The following is a 21650-nucleotide window of genomic DNA, read 5'->3' as shown; positions in this document are numbered from 1 at the left end:
AACGGAAGATGGCGGCGCTCCGGCGGGAGTGTGGGTCGGCCTGAACCGGTCACGTTCTGACCAGGGGCGCCGAACGGGTGCCACCCTGGGGCTTATCAGCAGCCGCAGTCCGTGCGCAAACGCCCCGGGCATTGCCCCGTGGCCGTCGGCAGATACCGAGCTGCTGAATCGCCCGGCCGTGGTGCTGCGCCATCTCGACTCCCGCTTCCTGCAGTGAGTGAACCGGACTGCTGGGTCAGCGGGAGGAACCGACCACCCGGGAGAAACCCGGGAGAACGGCGCGGACCATAGCCCCGAGTATCCTCACGGGCTCCACCAGCGACAACAGGGCGGCCACAGATGTCACCAGGTGTTCACCAAACCCCGACATGGCCGGCGGCACACGGAACAGGCACCACCAAGACTTTGCACTGCCCTAGGAAGACCTGGGAGCTCTCCCACGGTGCGTCCGCTGCAACAGGGGTTCCGAATTTGCCCCGTGGCCCGGTAAGACCGCCCGGCGCAGTGCGACAGCTGTTCGGGAGCCGATGCCTATGCTCAGGCCATGAGCACGCCTGCGCCGGCTTACCGGGGACCGGACACTTCAACCGCTCCGAGAGCTGGCCTCGAGCTCGGTGATTGGCGCTTCGCCAACAGGATCGTGGCGATGCTGGCGCTGTTGCTGTGGAGCTTCAACCAGTTCGGACATGGGTTGGCTGTCCGGGACGGTCCTCAGTACGTCTGCCTCAGCGAGGGGCCGCCGCAGAGCGCACAGGCACTCGGGGCATCGGACCAGGGGAACATCACCGGGGAGATGTCGTTTTTCCCGCCGACGTTCTTTTGCGGCTACCCCGATCGAGGTGTCGGGCAGCCCCCGATCGTCGTCGACATGTATCCGCTCGGGCCCTGGCTCTTCTGGATTTCGCTGTCGATACTGACGCTGACGGCGGTGTTTGCCCTCGTTCTCCGGTCTCGTCCGCGATCGTGAACGTGCGCCCTTGACGCCGCCCATCGTTCCACGCCCAAGGCCGTGCAGTGGGAGTTGGTGTCCGCAGGGCCAGCACCACAGCGACGCCCTCCTGTCTCCTGAGCCGCTGGGAGCTGCCTCTGGGTGGACGACGCGCACCGGAAACGCCTCGCGAGCACGATGGAGCGCTCCGCCAGCGGAAATGGGGACATGATGAAAGTCGATCTTTTGTCTACTGGTCGGTACGGTTGGGGTATCGCGCACGGTGCTCAGTCGGGGGGCTGAGTCACCCAGCGTGGACCGTGTCGGAGTGCTCAGCCGGGGGGCTGATCCGCTGCCGACCGGTCAGATGGCCGCCGTCCTGGCGGCAGAAGAACTGGGGCCTAGGGTCCCGTCGTCGGGGGGCGACTCTTCTGCCGCCAGAGCGGCGGCCCCACACGGCACCCCAGACAATCCCTCCGGCGCTGTGGCAGCACAACGACCAAGCGCCGGCAGCTGTCCTGGTTAAGGCGGTCCGCATGAACGATGAGCACCGTGCCTGGGCGCACGCCAGGTGGGCGAGTCCCGTGCGGGATCCGCGGTCCCGGGCGGCGGCCTTCGCAGCACTGCGCCCGGCCCTGGACGCCCTCCTCGACAATGCTGACGCCGACTCCCGGCTGAGTCCGGAGGCCCGTCGCGTGCTGCGTGCGGTGGCCCGCACCCGTCCCGAACACACCCTGGCTTTGGCTGACCTCGCCGCCCGAGCCAGCACGGCCAAGGCTCGGGTTCCTGTCGCGTTGACCGTGCTGGACGCCCATGGCTATCTCGTCCAGCTGGCACGCATCGCCCCGCACCTGAGTGCAGCACTGCCGCCACCAACCCCCTCCACCCTTGCAGGGACCCCCACGGCCGAACCCGCCGACAGGGAAACTGCCTAGACTTCCTCGCCCACATTCCGGCTTCCGCGCACGAACTGGACCAGGCGGAGCCGGTTGCAGAGAGGGTTGCTGTCAGGGGCGGCGTACGGCGGTCAGGTGGCACTCGGGGAAGCGGTGCAGCGGGTCAGGCCGACTCATCGTGCGCCAGGCCTCGTCGAACCCGGCTCGGGCAAGCCGTGCGCTCATTTCTTCGGGGTGCCAGCGCCAGGCCGGTGCCACCGCGTGGTCGAACGACAGCACCGGTTGCTCTTCGCCATCGGTGCTTTGGAAGGCCAGGAGCACCAGGCCGCCGGCTGGCATGCGCTGCGCCCAGGAGGCGAGCACGCCGCCGATCAGGTGGGGGTCGATGTGGATCAGGCTGAACCGGGCCAGCACACCCCGTAGCGGAACCAGCCGATCGGTCGGCTCCGGCGAGTCGTTCAGGTTCGCGTCACCACGCCGGAACACCACATCGGGGTGGGAGCGTCGGGCGATGCCCAGCATGCCTTCTGACGGATCGATGCCCACGACGTCCAGGCCGCGGTTGGCGAGTTCGGCGGTGACGTGCCCGGTCCCGCACCCGATGTCCACAACGGTGCCCTCGCCATGGTGTTCCAGGACCATGTCCGTGAAGGAGGCGACCGCATGCCGTTCCAGTGGTGTCTGGAACGGGTCCGAGAAGGTGAGCTCGTATTGTTCGGCCAGTTCGTCGTAGCCGGGTTGGGTTCCCACGCCGGCCAGCCTCCCACACCGCGGGATCCACCGGGCACTTCGCCTGCCCTCGGGGTGGTGGATCGACCGCCTCCGGCAGTCTCGGAAGCACCCCGGTAGGTTCCGGTAGTCGTGCAGCACATTCAGGAGCACAGCAGCCCCTGGGCTCACAGCAGATGTGGTGCAGTTGGGGTTCCCTGAGGGGCCTTTCGCGATCAGTAATCTGGGGGCATGGACTTCCTGATGCTCCCCACGCTGACCGGCTCTCTGGCCACGCTGGAACCGTTGGCGCTCGAGCACGCTCCGGAACTGGCAGAAGCGGTTCAGGACGGCCAGTTGCACCAACTCTGGTACACCCGGGTGCCAGCACCGGATCGGATGCGCGCGGACATCGAGGCCCGGCTGGCCGCCCACGCTGAAGGGCGGGTCGTGCCGTGGGTGATCCGGCGCCCCGGTGATGGAGCCGCTGTCGGGGTCACCACGTTCTTGAACATCAGGGCGGAGCACCGTCGGTTGGACATCGGCTCCACCTGGGTCGCTGCCTCCGCCCAGGGCACCGGGCTCAACACGCAGGTGAAGCTGCTGCAGCTCACGCACGCCTTCGAGACCTTGGGGTGTATCGCGGTGGAGTTCCGCACGCACTGGCACAACCACCGCTCCCGGGCCGCCATCGCCGGTCTCGGGGCGAAGCAGGACGGGGTGCTGCGCAATCACGACCTGTGGCGTGACGGGACCGTGCGCGATGTCGTCGTGTTCTCGGTGATCGATCGGGAATGGCCCACCGTCCGGCTCAGCCTCACCGAGAAGCTCGCGCGCTGGAGCGTATTTCCAGCTCCGGCCCAGAGCGGGACCCTCCGTAGGCCGACGCCCTGAAGACAACGCAACCGGGGTCGGTGCTGGGTCATGGCGGTGTCAGATATCCGGCCGGTGGGGGATCTGCAGGCGGTGGCGCCGGGGAAGAATGAGGTGGCCGTGTCGCCGTTGAAAAGCTCCTTGTCCGTGAGTTCCGTCGCCGTCCTGTCGGTTCGTGCGTTGGTGTGTGGTTATGCCGGGGTGCCGGTGACCGCCGGGGTCAGCTTCGAGGTGAGTGCGGGGGAGGCGGTGGTACTGCGCGGGGCCAATGGGGCGGGCAAGTCAACGGTGCTGCGCACGGCCGTGGGCCAGCAGGCTCCGGTGAGCGGGGAGCGGTGGCTGAAGGGCGGGCCGGTGGTGGAGAACTCGCTGGTCTACCGCCGGGCGGTGAGTTGCCTGTTCGACGAGGACGCGTTTTTGCCCGGGGTGTCGGTGGGGCATCACCTGGAACTGGTGCTGCGCGGTCACGGGGTGGCCGAGGCCCCGGTGGTGGCCGCCGAGGCGGTGGCCGAGTTCGGGCTACAGGACCGGGTGGACGCCTCGCCGTTCGCCCTGTCCTCGGGGCAGCGCCGGCGGGCGCTGCTGGCCGCGGCACTGATCCGCCCGTTCGAGCTGCTGGTGCTCGATGAGCCCGAACAGCGCCTGGACGCGCTGATGCGTGCTCGTTTGGCCGATCGTCTGGTCGCTGCCCGGCAGTCGGGGGCGGGGTTGTTGATCGCCACGCACGACGCGTCGCTGGCGGCCACGGTGGGCACCACCGTGCTGACCATCGACTCCAGCGGTGCCCTGGCACCGGTCGTGCCTGCTCCGCAACGGGAGGGCCAGTCGTGACGGCCGGTGCCGGCGTGAAGCCTGCCGGGGCCGCCGAGATCGAGGTGTTCCTGCGAGCAGCCCGCGCCCGGACCCGAGGCCGGGCTCGAGGTGCGGATCGGTTCGTCGATGCGTACACCGGGCTCTTCGTCACGGTGGTGCTGGTGGCCTGGGCGGTCGCCGCGGTCCTGGGTCTCGGGGCCTCGTTGGCGGATCTGGTGGCCGCCGGTTCCCCCGGCGGGATGCTGCACCGCCCGGCGGCCGCCTGGGTAGGCGCCGGGGCGCCGGTGCTCGGAGTCGCCGTGCTGCTCGGGGTGGCCTGGGTCGGTGCCGTGGACCTGTTGCGCGGGCTGGGACCGGTGGGGGTGTCCCCGGAGCGGGCGGTATGGGTGTTGCCGCTGCCCGGGGCCGGGGCGCAGGAACCGATCCGCAGTGTGCGCCGGATGCTGTGGGTGGCGGCTGCGGCCGGGGCGCTGTTCGGTGGCACCGGCCTGCTGCTGCTGCGGGGCACCGGGCTGACGGCCGGGTGGGGTATGCCGTGGTGGGAAGCGGTAGCGCAGCTGGTGTGCTGGGCCGGCCTGGGGGTCAGCGCCGTCGGGGTCGCGGTCTGGGCCCAGACCGCCGGCGGGGCGCGAACGCCGCCGCGGTCCCGCCCCTGGGCGGGCTGGTTCCTGGCCCTGGGGGCTGTCCTGGTCGTGCTGTCCGGGACCCGGGACGGGGCCACCGGCCGCTGGGATGTCGTGCCGCCCCTGTGGGCCGGGGCAGTCGCAGGCGCACTGGCGGTGGTGGCCGGGCTGTTCTGGGTCTGGGCGCTGCGGCGGGCCCGGACCCTGGACGGGGTGCAGCTGCGGGCGGCCGGGGCGCGGACCCGGCACCTGAGCAACGCCGTGTCCCTGCTGTCGGCCCAGGACCTGACCGCCGCCTTGGCCCCGGCCACGGTGACCGGGGTGCGGGGACTGCCGGGGAGCACACCGGGCTGGGTGTCCGGGCCGCGCACGGTGGTGCTGTTCGCCTCGCTCACCGCCCTGCGGACCAGCCGGTGGCGGGCCGGGCTGGCCGTGGACCTCGGGCTGACCGTGGTGCTGCTGGACGCCTTCGCCCACACCATGGTGCTCGCCGGCTGGGCTGCGCTGCTGCTGGTGGGCTACCGGGGCCTGGGCCGCGGCACGGCCTATCTGGCCGATCTGCGCGCCGGGGCCGCCGCCGAACGGAACCTCCCGATCGCCCCCACCGCAGCCGCCCTGATGCACCTGGTGGTCCCGTGCGCGCTCAACGCCGCGGTCCTGGCCGCGGTGGCACTGCTGGCCGGGCTCGCGGCCGGCACCAGCTGGGGAGAGCTGATGCTTCTCGGTGCCGTGGTCGGGACCGGTATCGGCGCGGTCGGCCTCTACCGGGCTCTGGCCCCGGAACCGGACCACACCCAGCCCCCGATCGACACCCCCCTGGGACCGGTGCCCGTAGCCCAGCTGATCGGCTACAGCCGGGGGCTCATCCTGGTGCCCGCCCTGCTCGCGGCACCCGCCACCGTACTGCTTCATCCCGCCACCTGGCCGGCAGCCCTGGTAGCCGCACTCGCCCTGGCGGCCACCGCCGTGGCCCTGGCGATCAGCACCGACCGGAAACACTGAGGCCCAAATCCTGAGGGCCACGGCCGAGCCGAACCACACCTACCAGGCTCACGAAGTGCGATAGGGGTTGGTCATACGCCGCGGGTTGCCACGGTCGAAGAGCGGGGCCGGGGAGAGCCCTCCTGTGGTGGTGGAGGACGAATCCGATGGCTCCGTGCACGGCTCCCGGGATCCAATTGACGCCGTTCACCACGCCGTTGATGACGCCACCCCCAGGCGGGCGTCATCTTCTCCGCGCACAACGCCCTCGACGACGCCCTGGTCTTCCGCCGGGACATCACTGAGCCCACGATGAGGGCCGGGCGGCCGGCCGTCACAACCTGTCACAAACCCGGCCCGACGTCGGCCGAGCGCGACCGCCCGGCCCGAAGATGTCCCGACGTGTGGTTTTGTGACAACCGACCCCACCGTCCGTTGGACTATAGAGCCGTCCATCGAGTGGGATGAGCGCACCACACCATCCAGAGCGGCCGAGAGATCTGGCTCGACGACGCCGCAGCAACCAGTCAGCCGACCCTGGGACACCGGGACCGGCGGGCACGGTGCTACCGCCAGGACCGATGGAGGATCGAATGAATCACCACGCCACCCAACAGGTCCACGCCGGCTACGAGCCCGAGGCCCCCTACTGGCCGGTGGCCGTGCCCATCCACCAGACGGCGGCCTACCGCTTCCCCGATCACGCCACGGCCGCCTCGATGTTCCGGCTGGAGACCCCCGGGTTCACCTACAGCCGCACGGGCAACCCCACGGTCGCCGTGTTCGAGAACCGACTGGCGGCCCTGGAGGGCGGGATCGGGGCCATCGGCACCGCCACGGGACAAGCCGCCGTCGCGCTGTCCCTGCTGACCCTGCTCCACGGCGGCAAGCACTTGGTCGCCTCCAGCCAGCTCTACGGCGGGACGGTGGACCTGCTGACGGACACCTTCGCCGACTTCGGCATCGAGGTCACTTTCGCCGACCCGGCCGACCCGCAGGCCTGGGGCGCGGCGATCCGGCCGGACACCCGCGCGTTCTTCCTGGAGTCCATCACCAACCCGCTGGCCACCGTGCCGGACCTGCCGGCGCTGGCGGACATCGCCCACGCCTCCGGGGTCCCGGTCGTGGTGGACAGCACCTTGGCGACGCCGGTCCTGTACCGGCCACTGGAACATGGTGCCGACGTGGTGGTGCACTCCGCCACGAAGTTCATCGGCGGGCACGGGGCCGTCCTCGGCGGGGCGATCGTGGACGGCGGCACCTTCGACTACGGCGCAGCCCCGGAGCGGTGGCCCCAACTGACCCGGCCCAAGGCCCGCTACGGCGGACAGGCACTCATCGACCGGCACGGCCGCGGCGCCTACCTGGCGCTGGCGCGCAGCAAGTTCCTGCACGACCTCGGCCCCTCCCTCGCCCCGGCCAGCGCCGCCCAGTTCATCCAGGGCCTGGAGACCCTCGCCGTCCGCATCGCCCGGCAGGAGGAGACCGCGCGAACGGTCGCCGAGCACTTGGCCCGGCACCCCACCGTCGGGCGCGTCCACCACCCGGCGATCCCCGGACACCCCAGCGCCGCCCTCGCCGAGAGGGACTTCCCGCACGGCACCGGCTCGGTGTTTTCCTTCGACCTGGCCGCCGGCCCCGAGGCCATCGGCCCGTTCATTGACGCTCTGGAGCTGTTCCAGCTCGTGGCCAACATCGGGGACGTGCGCTCCCTGGTCAGCCACCCGGCGACCATGACGCACTGCCGGCTCACCCCCAACCAACGCCGGGCCGCGGGCATCACTGAGACCACGATCCGGCTGTCCATCGGACTGGAGTGTCCCGAGGACCTGATCGCCGACCTCGACCGGGCGCTGGCCACCGTACCGGCCTCGGCCCTGACCGGGGAGGCGCGCTGAGATGACCCTCCTGAACGACACAGCACAGACGGACACTGCGCCGACGGCCCGTCGGGGCTTCAACACGATAGCGGTGCACGCCGGCCAGGCACCGGACCCGCTGACCGGGGCGGTCGTGCCGCCGATGTACCAGACCAGCACCTTCGTGCAGGACGGCATCAACGTGCTGCGCGGCGGCCACGAGTGCAGCCGGGGGTCCAACCCGACCCGGACCGGTCAGCGCCGCGTCACCGCCGCGGCCCGGGGAATCGGCAGCCCGGAGGCCCGGATCGACGTCGTCTGGGCAGCGCCGGGGGTGCCAGGAGCATGACTGAGGCGACTTTCGGGAGGGCAGTGCACGAGCAGCAGGGAAGGACGTTCGAGATGAGTACGGACCTGGGAGGCAGGCCCTCGGTCCACAGTGAGGAATCGATGCATCAGACCACCAGGACGAACGACTTCACGTTCGGTATCAGCACGACCCGCTTCGATGAGGACTACTGCCCGTCGTCCAGTTCCCGAGGCACGACGAACTTCGCGAACCTGGCCCGCGGCGAGAACCGTCGGCAGAACCTCCGAAACACCCTGACAATGATCAATAGTCGCTTCAACGACCTGGCCCACTGGGACAATCCCAGCCGGGATCGCTATGCCGTGGAGATCGAGATCGTCTCCGTGGACCTGCACTTCGCCGCCGACGGCGACGACGCGGTGTTCCCCCTGATCGAGGTCCTCGACGTGCAGATCCTCGACACGCTGTCCAATGTGCACATCGGCGGGATCGTGGGGAACAACTTCTCCTCCTACCTCCGGGACTATGACTTCAGCGTGGTGCTGCCGGAACACCACGCGAAGGCGTCCCGGTCCAGCATCCCCAATGACTTCGGCGAATTGCACGGGAAGCTCTTTACGCACTTCCTGGACTCCGATGCCTACCGCGAGCGGTTCCCCCAGCCGCCCGTGATCTGCATCAGCGTCTCGAGCACCAAGACGTATCGTCGGCTCGAGAACCACCATCCGATCCTCGGGGTCGAGTATCGGCAGGATGAATCCTCCTTGACGGATCGATACTTCGAGAAGATGGGACTGCGGGTCCGCTACTTCATGCCCCGCGGCGCGGTCGCACCCCTGGCGTTCTATTTCCGGGGCGATCTCCTCAATGACTATTCCAGCCTGGCACTCATCGGTCTCATCAGCACGATGGAAGCGTTCCAGAAGATCTATCGCCCGGAGATCTACAACGCCAATGCGGCGGCTGGTCGGATCTACCGGCCGAGCCTGGAGAGCCGAGACTACTCGGTGACGCAGATCGCCTACGACCGCGAGGAGCGCAGTCAGCTGGCCCTCATGCAGGGGAAGTTCACGGAGGAGCACTTCGTGAAGCCACACCAGACCCTCCTGGAGCAGTGGGCCGCGGCCCACTCCGGACGAGAGACGGAGAAGCACCGATGAACACCCTGTTGCCCACCACCATCGTGGGCAGCCTGCCCAAGCCCTCCTGGCTCGCGGAAGGTGAGACGCTGTGGTCCCCTTGGAAGCTGGACGGCGAGGAACTGCGCGAGGGCAAGCGGGATGCGCTGAGCCTGGCCGTGGACGAGCAGCGCCAGGCGGGTATCGACATCGTCAGCGACGGCGAACAGACCCGTCAGCACTTTGTCACCACGTTCATCGAACACCTCAGCGGCGTCGACTTCGAACACCGGAAGACGGTGCGGATCCGTGACCGCTACGACGCGAGCGTCCCGACGGTCGTCGGCGCGGTGGGCCGTGAGCGGCCGGTTTTCCTCGACGACGCGAAGGCCCTCCGCGCGCGGACCAGCCAGCCCATCAAGTGGACGCTCCCCGGTCCCATGACCATGATCGACACCCTCTACGACAAGCACTACAGGAGTCGCGAAAAGCTCGCCTGGGAGTTCGCGAAGATCCTCAACCAGGAGGCCAAAGAGCTGGAGGCGGCGGGCGTCGACATCATCCAGTTCGACGAGCCTGCCTTCAACGTGTTCTTTGACGACCTCAAAGAGTGGGGCGTGACCGCACTGGAGCGAGCGGCCGAGGGACTGCGCAGCAAAACGGCCGTGCATATCTGCTACGGCTACGGCATCAAAGCCAATACCGAGTGGAAGGCGACGCTCGGGTCGGAGTGGCGCCAGTATGAGATGTCATTCCCGCTACTCCAGCAGTCGACGATCGACATGGTCTCCCTGGAACGCCACAACTCCCGCGTCCCGGTCGAGCTCATCGAGCTGCTCCGAGGTAAGCAGGTGATGGTCGGGGCCATCGACGTCGCCAGCGACGCGATCGAAACCCCGGAGGAAGTGGCCAGCACCCTCCGGCAGGTGCTCCGGTTCGTCGATGCGGACAAGCTGTATCCGAGCACCAACTGCGGCATGGCGCCACTGGCTCGACAGGTTGCGCGAGACAAAATGATCGCTCTCGCTGCGGGTGCGGAGATCATCCGAGCGGAACTCTCCGGAGCGACCCCCTCGAAGTGACGGCCAACCAGGGCGTTCAAGACCCGGCGGTGAGCCCCGCCTGACGCCCGAATGAATCGTCCCCGTTTGCGGCCTCGGGAACGGACGGGACTAAACTGCCGCCCAAGCCCACTGTCCGACGTGCTGAAGTGCCAAGACGGACCTATCGTCATCACGGGCACCATCCTGACTTGCCCAGGGCGGTAGTCCACGACCCGGCCATCGGGGTACCTGCGGGTGTTGCCGCTCTTGAAATGGTTTCAATAGTTTCTCCAAGGCAGTCGCCGGGCGCAGATGACAGTGATGGCCAGGGCGACGACAGCGGTGCCCTGCCCGGCGGGGTCGGCAGCGGCGATCGCGCGGGCATCTGCCAAGACACTGGGGCGGGTGGAGGCGGCCATGGGCACACCTTAGAAGACATCCAGTCGGGGTAACGCACCACCGCTTTACATATGGCCGGTTACCGGCCAATTTCCCCGAGAACGACGTTGTAGTAGGGGTTCCGCTTGCGGACATGGTGGCCAATGGCTGCAGTTGTGGGGCCATCGGAATCGAGCCGCCTCACTCCAGAGATGGCTCGATTCCGATCGATGGGTTAGCAGCAACTGGGCTGTTTGGTCGCGGGCTCACTGTCACTCAGCGGCGTGGGCTGGGCGTTCGTGGTGCAACAGGTGCCATCGCCAGCCACCGCGGACTGCTCAGGATCGGTCTTCCCTTCCAGGTCCGGGCGGGCGTCGGCTTTGACGGTGTAGACCTCCCACGGTTCCTTGCCCGGACCGGTGACCCAGACCTTGTCCTGGACGGCGTAGCAGCAGGTGGTCTCCTCCTCGGGGCGGGTATCCAGCCCGGCGTCGGCCAGCTGGTGTGCGGCGGCGTTGACAACCTCGATACTCTCCACTTCCACCCCGAGGTGGTCCATCCGGGTCTCCTCCCCGGGGTCGCCCTCGAGCAGGACGAGCTTGAGCGCAGGTTCGGTGATGGCGAAGTTCGCGTAGCCGGGCCGGCGTTTGGCCGGGGTGGTGTCGAACAGCGTGGAGTAGAACGCGATGGAGGCCTCGAGATCGGCAACACGCAGGGCGAGCTGGACTCTGGACATGGTTGGTTCCCTTCTTAAAGGTACGGCGCATCCTCAGATATAGATCACCGTCGATGTCTTAATGTTGCCTCCGGCATCGACAGAGGTCAATATAGATCTATGTCTATTTCTGGTGACGATTCCTCGGCGACGGCGACCGCCTTAGTCTGCTGCGCTCCGCTGTCGCGGGAGCCGTTGGGGCGGGAGCGGGCGGAGCAGATCGCCCCGTTGCTGAAGGCTTTGGCCGATCCGGTGCGGTTGCAGCTGATGTCGATGGTGCTCTCCCACCCCGGTGGGGAGGCGTGTGTGTGCGACCTGCTGCCGGCCTTCGAGCTGTCTCAACCCACGATCAGCCACCACCTCAAGGTCCTGCACGAGGCCGGGCTGCTGGAGCGGGACAAGCGCGGGGTGTGGGTGTACTACCGCACCCACCCTGAGGCGCTGGAGGCTCTGGTGACACTGTTCACCCCCCAGACGGCCACCGCATGAGTCGATCTCCACCGTGGCCGGTGCGGCACGAGCCACACCACTGACCGGGGTGTGTACCCTTCAGCGCTGCGCCGGGATTCCTTCTGGGGTGGCGAAATGTACCCGAACGCCCATTGCGTGCGTCGCGAGGGGTCCTCGGGCAGGGGAACTCGACGCAGCCTAGAGGAACAGCGTCACGGCCACCAAGGCCAGGCCAGTCAGTATCAGGGTGCCGGCCCCGGCCAGGCCCACGGTCCCACGGGAGGGCAGACGGCGGCCGTTGCGCACCGCACGCCGGGCGAGAGCAGCGTAGTGGCGCTTGGCGTAGAGCTGCCACAGAATACCGGCGAGAATGGTGCATCCGCCCAGTGCGCAGATCACGGTATCGGCCCCCATGCCTGCCATTGTGGCCCGGCTCGACACCGGTTGCGCGGTGGTCGGTGGCCCACCCGGGCGTACTACTCCAGCGGATGGCTCCATATCCGTCCCGCCTCCCCCGGGCACGGGATCGGTGCCAGGCTGCCGGTAGGAGTGGATCGGATGGAATGACTCTCTGCGCCACACCAGGACATCACACCATGTGGCATGTCCGTCGCTCTGGCCGCAGGCAGGTTGCCCTGCCCGGATCCTGCCGTACATGTTCTCGTGTCAGGCTGGGCTCGACCGAAGCGTTCACAAGTCCCGCACCAGCCACCGTCGTGGCGCACGCCCACGGCCCGTCGACCGGTGCCGTGGAGGCGTCCGTCCTGCGGGACAGAAGGTGAGGCACGAGTCGGTGGATGCCGTGGTGGAGGCCTTGTTCGAGCTGAGCGGGTGGCCGGTGTACGCGCTGGTCCTCGTGCTGGTGTTCCTGGAGTCGGCGGTGTTCCTGGGGCTGTTCCTGCCCGGGGAGACCGCTCTGCTGATGGCCGGGCTGCTGGCCGGGGCCGGGAACCTGTCGGTGGCCGTGCTTGTCCCGGCGGCTGTCGTGGCGGCTGTGGCGGGGAATCAGGTGGGCTACCTCATCGGCCTCTACTTCGGTCCCCGTCTGCGTCAGACCGCCCTGGGGCGCCTCATCGGTCCGTCGCGGTGGGAGAAGGCCCTGGATCTGGTGGGCCGGCGCGGGGTGGGGGCGGTCTTCGCCGCCCGGTGGATCACCGTGGTCCGGGCCCTGGTGCCCCCGGTGGCGGGGATGATCGGGATGCCCCAGCGGAAGTTCCTGCTGGCCAACGTCCTGGGGGCGGTGAGCTGGGCTCCGACCGTGGTGCTGATCGGTTACCTGTTGGGGGATTCCCTGGCCCGCGCCGAGCAGGTGCTGTCCTACCTGACCCTGGTGGGCGTGGCCACCGTGGTGCTCATGCTCGCCGTGGTTCGGGCGCGAGTCGTGCTCACCCGGCGCCGCAACGGGCGCCGGCCGGTGGGCACGGCCACGACCGTCGACGCCGGGTAGGGCCAGGAACTGCCCGCCGGCGCACCGGTGGATGGGCCGAAAAAGACCAGCAGGAAACCGGACCCGTTGCCGGTACTGAACCGCCGATGAGGAATGTGACAGGCATCGGCCCGCCCCCCTTGGTGTCTGCTGTCTTGGGCGCCCGCCCATACATCGCAGCCGGAGTGTCGGTCGGCTGGTGGCCCGGGGCGGAGGCGCGTCCAGTGCCGCGGCGGTGAGGGTGCGTGGGATGGGCTGGGGCGGGTTTAAGCGTCGATAGGCTGTCGGGGTGCCTCTTTATGCCCCCCACTCTCGTGTGTTCGTGGACGAGTCCAAGGCCAAGGGCTACTACGTCGCGGCCACGGCCGTTGTTCCGGGGGAGGTCACTGTGGTCAACAAGGCCTTGAGGCAGCTCACCCGTGCCGGGCAGGATCGGATCCATTTCAAGAAGGAGTCCGACTCCTCGCGCCGGAAGCTGCTGTCGCAGTTCTGCACGCTGGACCTCTCCGTGGCCGTGTACGTAACCAAGGGCCTGTCGGACAAGGAAGCCCGGGAGCGGTGTCTGATCGCTCTGGCGACCGATGCGGCCGAAGCCGAGGTCGATCTGCTGATGTTCGAGCGCGATGAGTCCCTGGTGAAGGCTGATAAGAGGATCCTGCGCGAGACGTTGGTCCGCCTGGATTGCCGGACCTTGCGCTATGACCATGCTGTGCCCACAGCTCATCCGGTGCTGTGGGTCAGTGACGCGGTGGCCTGGTGCTACCAAGCAGGTGGGGACTGGTGGCGCCGTGCCCAGCCCCTGGTGTCCGAGGTGCGGAAGCTCTCATGACCGTCATGCTTAAATGCGCGAGCCAGGCTCGTCGAACCGTCCGGATGACTGCCTGGCTAACTTCTCAGGGCTAGTGCCCCTCGCACCACCCACTATACCTACCGGTGGCATTCCCTGTCATGACCTGCAGGACTCGGGGCAGAAAAAGACCACCTCCGCAGGAGAGCTGGCGAGAGCGGCCAGGTCAGCGATGCTGAAGCCCCTCAGCCCCTCGTCAGACCCGGCTCGCCACCGACCGCCACGTGAGCGATCCAGGGTCCCCAGCCCAGGCGCAGGATCTACCCCGGCATGGGGCGGATCACAGGAGTTGCCGGGTTCCTTCTGCTGATCCACCCCTACTCTGGAGGTAGACAACGATGTCGGACCCCCCATTTCCGCACCGAGGTCCATCCGGGCTGTCGGTGCACTCGCTCCCAGGAGATCCGCCACCATGACTGCTTCCCCTCTGGTGCCCACCCCCACCCTTGACGATCGCGCCGCGGAGGCCGCCGACCGTGGCACCGCACGGGCCACTGCCCGGTTGTCGCGCTACCGGATGCACACCGACCGTCCCGGGCTCCGTCTTCGAGCGGGCGAGGTGATCCTCGGCACCCCGTACGCTTCGACCGAGGCCACCATGGTGGTGCCGGTGCGCTGCGAGACCGACGGGCACAATCCAGGCGCCCTGCTCTCGACCGACGAGCTCGAGGACCTCGGGCCCACCGACGAGCTCCTGGGTCCCTGCTCCTGGGGCAAGCCCGGGGTCCGCCACTGACCACCGGCCACCAGCGGCACCTAGAATCCCGTGCGGACCCGTCCGGGTGTCCCTGACCTTGTCCGAATCGCCGGCAGTCGCTCCAGGGCCGAGACGAGGAACGGATCAGTCCCCGACGGCATCCCGGCCCCGGCCCACGATCAGCGGGTCCGGGGGATAGACCACCTCTGGGTCCTTGTCCTGGTAGTCGAACTGGTCCAGGAAGTAGCGCATCGCGTTGAGCCGGGCGCGCTTCTTGTCGTTGGAGCGCACGGTGATCCACGGGGCGTGGTCGGTATCGGTGGCCAGGAACATCTCCTCCTTGGCTTGGGTGTAGTCCTCCCACCGGTCCAGGGAGGCCAGATCGTTGGGGGAGAGCTTCCACCGGCGCACCGGGTCGATCTGGCGGATCGCGAACCGGGTGCGCTGCTCCTGACGGGTGACGGAGAACCAGAACTTGGTCAGATGGATCCCGGAGTCGGCGAGCATCTTCTCGAACACCGGGGCCTGTCCCATGAAGGTCTGATATTCGGTGTCGGTGCAGAAGCCCATGACGCGTTCGACCACCGCCCGGTTGTACCAGGAGCGGTCGAACATCACGATCTCCCCGTTCGTGGGCAGATGGGCGATGTAGCGCTGGAAGTACCACTGCCCGGCCTCCCGGTCCGAAGGCTTGGTGAGCGCCACCACCCGGGCCGCGCGCGGGTTCAGGTGTTCGGTGAACCGCTTGATCGTCCCGCCCTTGCCGGCGGCGTCGCGGCCCTCGAACACGATGACGTGCTGGAGGTCGTGGTCCTGGGCCCAGTACTGGAATTTTAGCAGCTCCACCTGCAACTGGTACTTCGCCAGCTCGTAGGCCTCCCGGTCCAGGAGCTCGTCGTAGGGGTAGTTCTGTCGCCAGGTCTCCACGGCCGATCCGCCGGGGTCGATGAGGTCCGGGTCGTTGGACTGCCCGTCGCGCACCGTGTAGCCCTGGACGGTGAGCTGATCGATGAACTCCCGCAGGTTCTCCCGCCCCGACCACTGGTCCTCGGGCACCCACTGCCTTCTAGCTTCTGACATAACTGCTCCTCCTACTAGGTTCATTCGGGATCTCTGGGCCGTCAGTGTAGGAGATGGCGGTAGCACGGCGGTGAACACACCCGCATCCTTCGGGGGCACGGTGGCCGGCCGGAGGGTCAGAACCACGGGAGTAGGGTCGAGACCATGAGGGACAGGTCGACTGCGCCCGATGCTCAAGGGCCCACCACCACCCATCCGGGGTTCGAAGTCGCCCGCCGAGCCTATTTACGGGCCCGCCATGAGCTGACGATCGCGGCTCTGGAGGAGCTGAGCCTGCGGGTGCGCACCCGCCACCCGGAGGCGGCGAGCATGATGTTCATCTGCGACGACGTCGAGGACGGGCTCTATCTCGCCGAGATCTCCGACAGCCGCGGCCGACGACTGGGAACAGCAGGCCCATTGTTGGAGGACCGCACCTGCCACCAGGTGCTGGGCAATCTGCACGGACCCGACCTGGCGGTGCTGACCGGGGTCGAGCACGACCCCGCAGCTATGACGTTCACGGTCACCATCAGCCACCGCGACCACTGACCCTCAGCAGTCACCCCCTGGGCGGGCCACCGCGTTGTCCCTCGGCGGCCGAGTGGAGGACCGGCCGCCGGGTCCGGTGGCAGTGGGTCAGGTGAGGTCCTTGCGCAGCTGGGCCACCAGCTCGGTCACGATCTCGTGGCCGTCCTCGACCCCGGTGCGCACCGCGGCCAGCTCCGCCCCGTGCAGCAGCCCGACGGCGTATCGATCCTCCCCGGTGCCCTTGGAGGACTCCGCGGTGCGCTCGAGCCAGCCGGCGAGGACCCCGGCGTCCATGATCTCCCCCAGCAGCTCCTGGTGGGCTTTGGCATCGGCGGCGGCGTGGGCCACGGATGTGCCGGGGGTGAATCCGGAGCGTTTCAGGATCGCATTCACGTAGCGCACCCGTTTGACGGCCTTGCGCACCTCGTGCAGATGCTCCAGCCGCTGCTCCGGGTCGGTCTCGGCACCGGAGTCCTCGGCCGCCACTGCGCGTTCTCCCACGCGCACGACCTTGCAGGGCCTGGCGCAGCAACGAGTTCACGACCTTGCCCGCCGAGAGGTGCCGGCACTTCTCGATCAGGGGCGGGGCCTCAGCGAAGGCTTGGACATCGGCCAGCAGCCGCAGGTGCTCCGGGTTGCCCAGATGTCCGCGCACGGTGGCCGCGGCCTCGGCGGCTTGCTGCTCGGCCGTGTGCTGCAGTGCCTGGGCGGCCGTTGGATCCACCGCTGCGTTGAGGGCCGCGATACGGGCGGGCAGCAGCTCGGCGGTGACCTCGGCGTCCCGGGCCCCGGACAGCGCCCGGGCCAGCTCCCGCCACCGCACATCGAGCTCGGCGGCGGAGTCGCCTGCGAAGAACGGGGCGCCCGCCTTGAGCAGGCTGCGCATCGACCGCGACGTCACCCGCGGCTGGTGCACCGCATCGGGCACCTCCAGTCGTGCCTTCAGGTCCCACAGCACCGCCTGCGCGGCCAGCTGGCCCAGCACCGTGACCATCAGATCTGCCCCCGTGGCCTTGTGCGCGGCCTCCGGTTTCCCGGAGTCCTGGCTCTTCGCCCCCGTGGTCGTCGCCGTCGTCCCATCGGCGGGCAGGGGCACGTCGTCGTCGCCTGGGGCGACGTCCTCAGCACCCAGGGCGCGGGCGATCTTCGCCTGAGAGGAGGGGGGCCGGCCCCCGACGGCGAACAGTGCCTGTTCCACGGCGGAGAAGATCCGGTGCTGGTGCTCCTCGGGGGCGGCCCCGTCAGTGAGCTCCACCTCCCACTCCGACCACGACCGGTGCGTGCCGGTGCGGTGGTCCACGGACTCGACGTCGTCGATGGCGACCTCGCCCACCTGCTCCCCGGACACCCCGGCGATGGACAGCACCCGCCGGATGGTGTGCAGCGTGGCGATCGGGTGCAGCGGCTGCCCGCCGGTCAGGGCCTCCACCAGGTGCCGCACCGCATCGGGCATCCGGTCGGGCGCCTGCTCCAACAGCGGGAACTGGGCCTCGTAGCGTCCGTCCGTTTCGCGCAGCTTCACGTGCCATCCGTCATCGGCCCCACCTCGGCGCAACCGCAGCGCCACGTGGTGCCGGTGGAGGGCCATTGAGGCGGTGTCGTAGTACGCCGCTTCCATCCGGTGCTCCACCGCGGCATCGGTGACCGTGTACCCCTCCAGCACGGACCAGTCGATCTGGGCCTTGGCCCCGTCCCGGAGCTCGTACTTGCGCTCGAGCTCACGGTGGGCGGCGACAGTCATGGTGTCCTCCTCGATCCGGGGCCCACGGCGAGGGGCGTCTCCCGCCGAAGTGGGGACGATGATACGCCCCTGAAGTGACGAACCTCACAGCACGGGAGACTGTGAGGCCATCGAGCACCACCCGGTCCCCGCCTGTTGTCCCTGGTGTCACGTCCCGCACCGCAGCGACCGACCCGCCTCATGACCGCGTGGGGTACGGCGGGGCAGGAGAGGGCCGGGATGGCGTGGCACAGTGCTGCGGCCTACCGCCCTTGGTGCCTGGTCATCGGTGTCCTGCGATGGCGATGTCGATGTAGACGGGGCGGTGGTCGGAGGTGGGGAAGGGGTACTCTCCGGTCAGCTCGGCCCCGGGTGTCCCAGGTGCCGGCCACCAGACACCGGCCTCGAGGACCCGTAGGTTCTTCGAGGGAAGCACGTAGTCGGCCCGCAGATTGCCTGGGGCCGGGTCGTCGTTGAAGTCCGCGGTGTCGTATGCGGGGTCCGAAAGGTGCCTCAGGTTGGCTCCGCCCTGCCGGGCAGCCGCTTCGGGCCCGCCCGCGGAGGTCGGCAGAGGGTCCTGCACTCGGGGGTGTTCCAGCAGTTGCTGGATGGCTCCGGGCCAGGAGTCGCCGTCGTGCGGGTCAGAGTTCTGATCCCCCATGACCACGAAACGGGAACCGGGTGTCAGCCCACCGCGTCCGCCCTCGTCGTCGTAGATGTACGACGACGAGGCCCGATCGGACACGTAGTCGGCCCAGAACCGGATCTCGTCGTGGTTGCGCCGCCCGTTGCGGTCCTCGTCGCCGTCGAAGGACGGTGGGGTGGGGTGGGAGGCGAGCACGTGCACTGTTTTCGTGCCGATCCGCACCGGCACGTCCCAGTGCGACTTGCTGGACAGCCGCAGCTGCCCGGCCTGCTCGTCGGTGTAGTAGCCGGTGGGGAGGAGGTTGTCGGGCATGTCCGCCCACCGGAAGTCCTGGAACGTGCGGATGTTGGGCGTGTCGATGGGGTGCTTGGAGTAGACGACCATCCCGTACTGGCCCGGGAAGGCCCCGAAGCCCCACGCGTCCTCAGGTCCGCCCACGGTCCCGTCCTGGTTCAGATCCAGCCCTGAAGGCGCACCGGTGTTCACCGGGGCAGAGTAGACGTAGGGATAGTCCACCGGGTTCTGCCCGTTCTGCGAGACCGCGAGGTAGTTGTCGTGGAACAGCTCGGCGGAACGGCCCTCGGGGTCGTAGTCGAACTCGTTGATGAGCAGGATCTCGGGACCGGTCCGCTGGATCACCTCGGCCACCGCTTGGGCCTGGGCGTTGTCCGCGGTGGCCAGACCCTCGCGCAACTGCCCTTCGGTCCCTCGGTTCAGTGACGCGTTGTAGGTCATGAACCGCACCGGTTCTCGGGTGCCCTTGCCCCGCTGCTCCCCGTGCCCGTGTCCGTGGTCGGGCCCCGCCACGGCCAGGGCACCGGTCCCCATCAGCAACACTGCTGCCAGAGCCGCTGCCGTCATCGGCTGGTGGACGTGCATCATGTCTTCCTCCTCGATCTGTCCGTCTGGACCGACCGTAGGCCCACCGGGCAAACTTCATCTGAACGCTGCTTCGCTCGAGATCTCTACCGCCTGGACGAGCACCAGCCCGAACTGGCCCGACAGACCGTAGGAGCGTTACCCCGCCGGGGCCATGCGGGGCAGCCGCGGAACAGTCCGAGCCCAGGCGGCCGGAGGCTCACCGGGGGCGGGGCTCAACGGTGCGGGACGAGCTCCTGGCTGTAGACCGTGTCGCCGTGGCCGTCGCGCAGGCTCACGGTCAGGACGTCGTCCTCGTCCAGCTGCACGTGGCCGAAGAACTGGAAGCGGCCGTCGCGCGGGGAGCCGCCGGTGGGGCCGGCCTTGGCGAAGACCTGTTCCGGGCCGAAGGTGCCGTCCAGCGCGTTCGGGCCGAAGGTGCCTGCGTTGATCGGGCCGGCCACGAACTCCCAGAACTCGTCGAAGTCGGTGAATGCCGCCCGCTCGGGCGAGTAGTGGTGCGCCGCGCAGTAGTGGACGTCCGCGGTCACCCACACGATGTTGCGCACGCCGGCGTCCTTGAAGGCCTTGAGCACCCGGGCCAGCTCGAGTTCTCGGCCCAGCGGGGCCCCGTCGTCGGCGTTGCTGATGGACTCTTGGGCCTTTCCGTCCGGGACGATCACCCCCAGGGGGAGGTCCGCGGCGATCACCTTCCAGGTGGCGCGCGAGGAGCTCACACCGTCGATGAGCCACTGGACCTGCTCCTCGCCGAGCAGGGGCGTGGCGTGGGGCTCCAGACCGGCGGTGTTCTTGCCCTTGAACGTGCGCATGTCGAGGCAGAAGACGTCCAACTGCGGGCCACGCTCCAACCGGCGGTAAATGCGCTGGTCCTCGAAACCGGTGGTGCCCGGGCGCAGGGCACGGGCCTCGCCGATGGGCTGGTACTCCTGCCAGGCCCGGCGCCCGCGGGCGGCCAGGGTGTTGACGTCGCGCACGGTGTAGCGATCGTCTTCGAGGATCTCCCCGGCCCACCAGTTGTTGGTGGTCTCGTGGTCGTCCCACTGGGCCACCACGGGCACGTCGGCGTACATCGCCCGCACGTTGTCGTCCATGAGGTTGTACCGGTGGCGGGCCCGGTACTCCTCCTGGGTCTCGGCGACCTTGGTGACGCCTTCCGTGACCAGGTTGCGCCAGATGCGGCCGTCGGCTTCGGTGACTTCCGCCTGGATCGGGCCGTCGGCGTAGATCGTGTCCCCGGAGTGGATGAAAAAGTCCGGGTCCAGGTCGTGCATCGCCCGGTAGGTGTACATCCCACCGAGGTCGGGGTTGATGCCCCAGCCCTGTCCGGCCGTATCCCCCGTCCACACGAAGGACTGGCTGCGGCCGCCGGCGCCGTGCCGGTGCCCGTGCCCGTGCCCGCCGGAACCGCCCCTCCCCCGGCCGCCCGGCGCGGTCCGGAAGGTGCCGTGGTGAACGTCGGAGAGCACGCCCTCCTCGTCCTCGAAACGCACCTCGAGGGCGAAGCGCGTGCCCGCGGGCAGGTCTGTGGCCCCGATCTTGACGGTGTGGTCGGTCGCCTCGCTCACCCACCCGGAGGTCAGGGTCCGCTCGAAGCCGCCGCGACCCCGGACGGTCGCGCCCTGGGCGTCCACGGCGCGCAGGCGCGCCACCATGCGTCCTGTCCCGTCCGTGCGGGACCACAGGATCGCCGAAGAAGGCGTCACGTCACCGGTGGCGATGCCGCTGGGCAGGTGCAGGCGTCGGCGCACCAGGGCCGGGGACGACGGGCCGGTCGGCAGCACGGGGCCGGCGGCGGAGGCCGCGGTCGTGCCGGCGACGGTCAGAGCGGAGGCCGCGAGGGAGCCCTGGAGCAGACCGCGGCGGGAGAAAGTAGCCATGGCTTGATCCTCCGCCCCGCGTCTGACCTGGGGTTGAACAGCCGGCGACGTCTCGTCGACCGGCCGGTGCGCGCCCTGCTGACGCAGGCCGGTCACCGGATCAGCCGTGTGGCCACCATGCAGGACCCCACTGTTCCTGGCATCGACCGCACCTCCCGTCCGCCCGGCGCGGTTCGACCACCGCGGTGTCGCGGTGAGGGGGTCCTTATGGGGCTCCACCGGTTGTTCCCTGGCGGGGCAGTGTGGGCTCGGGCCACGTCTCGGGTAGTACCT

The 21650-nt window shown here is 68.9% G+C and carries 21 protein-coding genes, 2 pseudogenes and 1 riboswitch; of the genes and pseudogenes, 14 read left to right on the top strand and 9 right to left on the bottom strand.

Annotated features, from left to right (window positions below; all coding sequences use genetic code 11):
* The first annotated feature begins 544 nt into the window (after positions 1-544).
* Positions 545-967, top strand: a complete 423-nt coding sequence (locus ACFYE3_RS08940) for a hypothetical protein (RefSeq protein WP_387608177.1) — start codon at positions 545-547, stop codon at positions 965-967.
* Between the two features lie 497 nt (positions 968-1464).
* Entirely contained in the window at positions 1465-1863 is a 399-nt protein-coding gene (locus ACFYE3_RS08935) for a hypothetical protein (RefSeq protein WP_387608175.1), read from the top strand.
* A gap of 72 nt (positions 1864-1935) precedes the next feature.
* Here ACFYE3_RS08935 and ACFYE3_RS08930 read toward each other — a convergent pair whose 3' ends face one another.
* Positions 1936-2574: a class I SAM-dependent methyltransferase gene (locus ACFYE3_RS08930; protein ID WP_387608172.1), complete on the bottom strand. Its 639-nt coding sequence runs from the start codon at positions 2572-2574 to the stop codon at positions 1936-1938.
* Positions 2575-2784: 210 nt separating this feature from the next.
* Between ACFYE3_RS08930 and ACFYE3_RS08925 the strand changes: the two genes are divergently transcribed.
* The 7 genes and pseudogenes from ACFYE3_RS08925 to ACFYE3_RS08895 all read left to right on the top strand — a co-directional run bounded on the left by ACFYE3_RS08925 (position 2785) and on the right by ACFYE3_RS08895 (position 10191).
* Positions 2785-3426 (top strand): GNAT family N-acetyltransferase, encoded by a 642-nt coding sequence (locus ACFYE3_RS08925; protein ID WP_387608169.1) that lies wholly within the window; start codon positions 2785-2787, stop codon positions 3424-3426.
* 30 nt (positions 3427-3456) lie between these two features.
* Positions 3457-4236, top strand: a complete 780-nt coding sequence (locus tag ACFYE3_RS08920; RefSeq protein WP_387608167.1) for an ABC transporter ATP-binding protein — start codon at positions 3457-3459, stop codon at positions 4234-4236.
* Positions 4237-4250: 14 nt separating this feature from the next.
* Positions 4251-5843: a hypothetical protein gene (locus ACFYE3_RS08915; RefSeq protein ID WP_387608165.1), complete on the top strand. Its 1593-nt coding sequence runs from the start codon at positions 4251-4253 to the stop codon at positions 5841-5843.
* Between the two features lie 454 nt (positions 5844-6297).
* Positions 6298-6410, top strand: a riboswitch (SAM riboswitch).
* A 5-nt stretch (positions 6411-6415) separates the two neighbouring features.
* Entirely contained in the window at positions 6416-7720 is a 1305-nt protein-coding gene (locus ACFYE3_RS08910) for an O-acetylhomoserine aminocarboxypropyltransferase/cysteine synthase family protein (RefSeq protein WP_368833666.1), read from the top strand.
* Position 7721: 1 nt separating this feature from the next.
* A pseudogene (locus ACFYE3_RS08905) lies at positions 7722-7958 on the top strand (PLP-dependent transferase); the annotation flags it as partial.
* A 173-nt stretch (positions 7959-8131) separates the two neighbouring features.
* Positions 8132-9151 carry a DUF1852 domain-containing protein gene (locus tag ACFYE3_RS08900; protein WP_387608163.1) on the top strand — a complete coding sequence of 340 codons (1020 nt, stop codon included), beginning with the start codon at positions 8132-8134 and terminating at the stop codon, positions 9149-9151.
* Entirely contained in the window at positions 9148-10191 is a 1044-nt protein-coding gene (locus tag ACFYE3_RS08895) for a methionine synthase (protein WP_387608161.1), read from the top strand. The genes ACFYE3_RS08900 and ACFYE3_RS08895 overlap by 4 nt, the downstream gene beginning before the upstream one ends.
* A gap of 239 nt (positions 10192-10430) precedes the next feature.
* On the opposite strand, the gene ACFYE3_RS08890 is transcribed toward ACFYE3_RS08895, so the two are convergent.
* Positions 10431-10571 (bottom strand): hypothetical protein, encoded by a 141-nt coding sequence (locus ACFYE3_RS08890; RefSeq protein ID WP_368833668.1) that lies wholly within the window; start codon positions 10569-10571, stop codon positions 10431-10433.
* A gap of 194 nt (positions 10572-10765) precedes the next feature.
* A complete protein-coding gene (locus ACFYE3_RS08885) occupies positions 10766-11266 on the bottom strand; it encodes an ArsI/CadI family heavy metal resistance metalloenzyme (RefSeq protein ID WP_387608157.1) in 501 nt (166 codons plus the stop codon).
* 99 nt (positions 11267-11365) lie between these two features.
* Between ACFYE3_RS08885 and ACFYE3_RS08880 the strand changes: the two genes are divergently transcribed.
* Positions 11366-11734, top strand: coding sequence for a metalloregulator ArsR/SmtB family transcription factor (locus tag ACFYE3_RS08880; protein ID WP_387608155.1), 369 nt, complete (start codon positions 11366-11368; stop codon positions 11732-11734).
* A 159-nt stretch (positions 11735-11893) separates the two neighbouring features.
* Here the strand turns inward: ACFYE3_RS08880 and ACFYE3_RS08875 are convergent, their stop codons facing one another.
* Positions 11894-12109 carry a hypothetical protein gene (locus ACFYE3_RS08875; RefSeq protein WP_387608153.1) on the bottom strand — a complete coding sequence of 72 codons (216 nt, stop codon included), beginning with the start codon at positions 12107-12109 and terminating at the stop codon, positions 11894-11896.
* Between the two features lie 364 nt (positions 12110-12473).
* Here ACFYE3_RS08875 and ACFYE3_RS08870 point away from each other — a divergent pair, with 364 nt between their 5' ends.
* The 3 genes from ACFYE3_RS08870 to ACFYE3_RS08860 all read left to right on the top strand — a co-directional run bounded on the left by ACFYE3_RS08870 (position 12474) and on the right by ACFYE3_RS08860 (position 14704).
* On the top strand, positions 12474-13142 hold the full coding sequence (locus ACFYE3_RS08870) for a DedA family protein (protein ID WP_387608151.1): 669 nt from the start codon (positions 12474-12476) through the stop codon (positions 13140-13142).
* A 301-nt stretch (positions 13143-13443) separates the two neighbouring features.
* The gene (locus ACFYE3_RS08865; RefSeq protein ID WP_387608148.1) at positions 13444-13950 is read left to right on the top strand and encodes a hypothetical protein; all 507 of its coding nucleotides are present in this window, start codon (positions 13444-13446) and stop codon (positions 13948-13950) included.
* 430 nt (positions 13951-14380) lie between these two features.
* Positions 14381-14704 (top strand): hypothetical protein, encoded by a 324-nt coding sequence (locus tag ACFYE3_RS08860; RefSeq protein WP_368823168.1) that lies wholly within the window; start codon positions 14381-14383, stop codon positions 14702-14704.
* 105 nt (positions 14705-14809) lie between these two features.
* On the opposite strand, the gene ppk2 is transcribed toward ACFYE3_RS08860, so the two are convergent.
* A complete protein-coding gene (ppk2, locus tag ACFYE3_RS08855) occupies positions 14810-15745 on the bottom strand; it encodes a polyphosphate kinase 2 (RefSeq protein ID WP_387608146.1) in 936 nt (311 codons plus the stop codon).
* Between the two features lie 144 nt (positions 15746-15889).
* Between ppk2 and ACFYE3_RS08850 the strand changes: the two genes are divergently transcribed.
* The gene (locus ACFYE3_RS08850; protein ID WP_387608144.1) at positions 15890-16276 is read left to right on the top strand and encodes a hypothetical protein; all 387 of its coding nucleotides are present in this window, start codon (positions 15890-15892) and stop codon (positions 16274-16276) included.
* 87 nt (positions 16277-16363) lie between these two features.
* On the opposite strand, the gene ACFYE3_RS08845 is transcribed toward ACFYE3_RS08850, so the two are convergent.
* The 4 genes and pseudogenes from ACFYE3_RS08845 to ACFYE3_RS08830 form a co-directional block, all read right to left on the bottom strand.
* A complete protein-coding gene (locus tag ACFYE3_RS08845) occupies positions 16364-16756 on the bottom strand; it encodes a CHAD domain-containing protein (RefSeq protein WP_387608142.1) in 393 nt (130 codons plus the stop codon).
* A 70-nt stretch (positions 16757-16826) separates the two neighbouring features.
* Positions 16827-17996, bottom strand: a pseudogene (locus tag ACFYE3_RS08840) (CHAD domain-containing protein); the annotation flags it as partial.
* Between the two features lie 262 nt (positions 17997-18258).
* Positions 18259-19503, bottom strand: a complete 1245-nt coding sequence (locus ACFYE3_RS08835; RefSeq protein WP_387608140.1) for an endonuclease/exonuclease/phosphatase family protein — start codon at positions 19501-19503, stop codon at positions 18259-18261.
* Between the two features lie 212 nt (positions 19504-19715).
* Complete coding sequence (locus ACFYE3_RS08830) at positions 19716-21377, bottom strand: alkaline phosphatase D family protein (protein WP_387608138.1); 1662 nt, start codon at positions 21375-21377, stop codon at positions 19716-19718.
* Positions 21378-21650: the final 273 nt, after the last annotated feature.

This window comes from Kocuria arenosa (genome assembly GCF_042879215.1).
GTDB lineage: Bacteria > Actinomycetota > Actinomycetes > Actinomycetales > Micrococcaceae > Kocuria > Kocuria arenosa.
The sequence above is the reverse complement of the archived record's forward strand: the minus strand, read 5'-3'. Positions and strand labels throughout refer to the sequence as shown.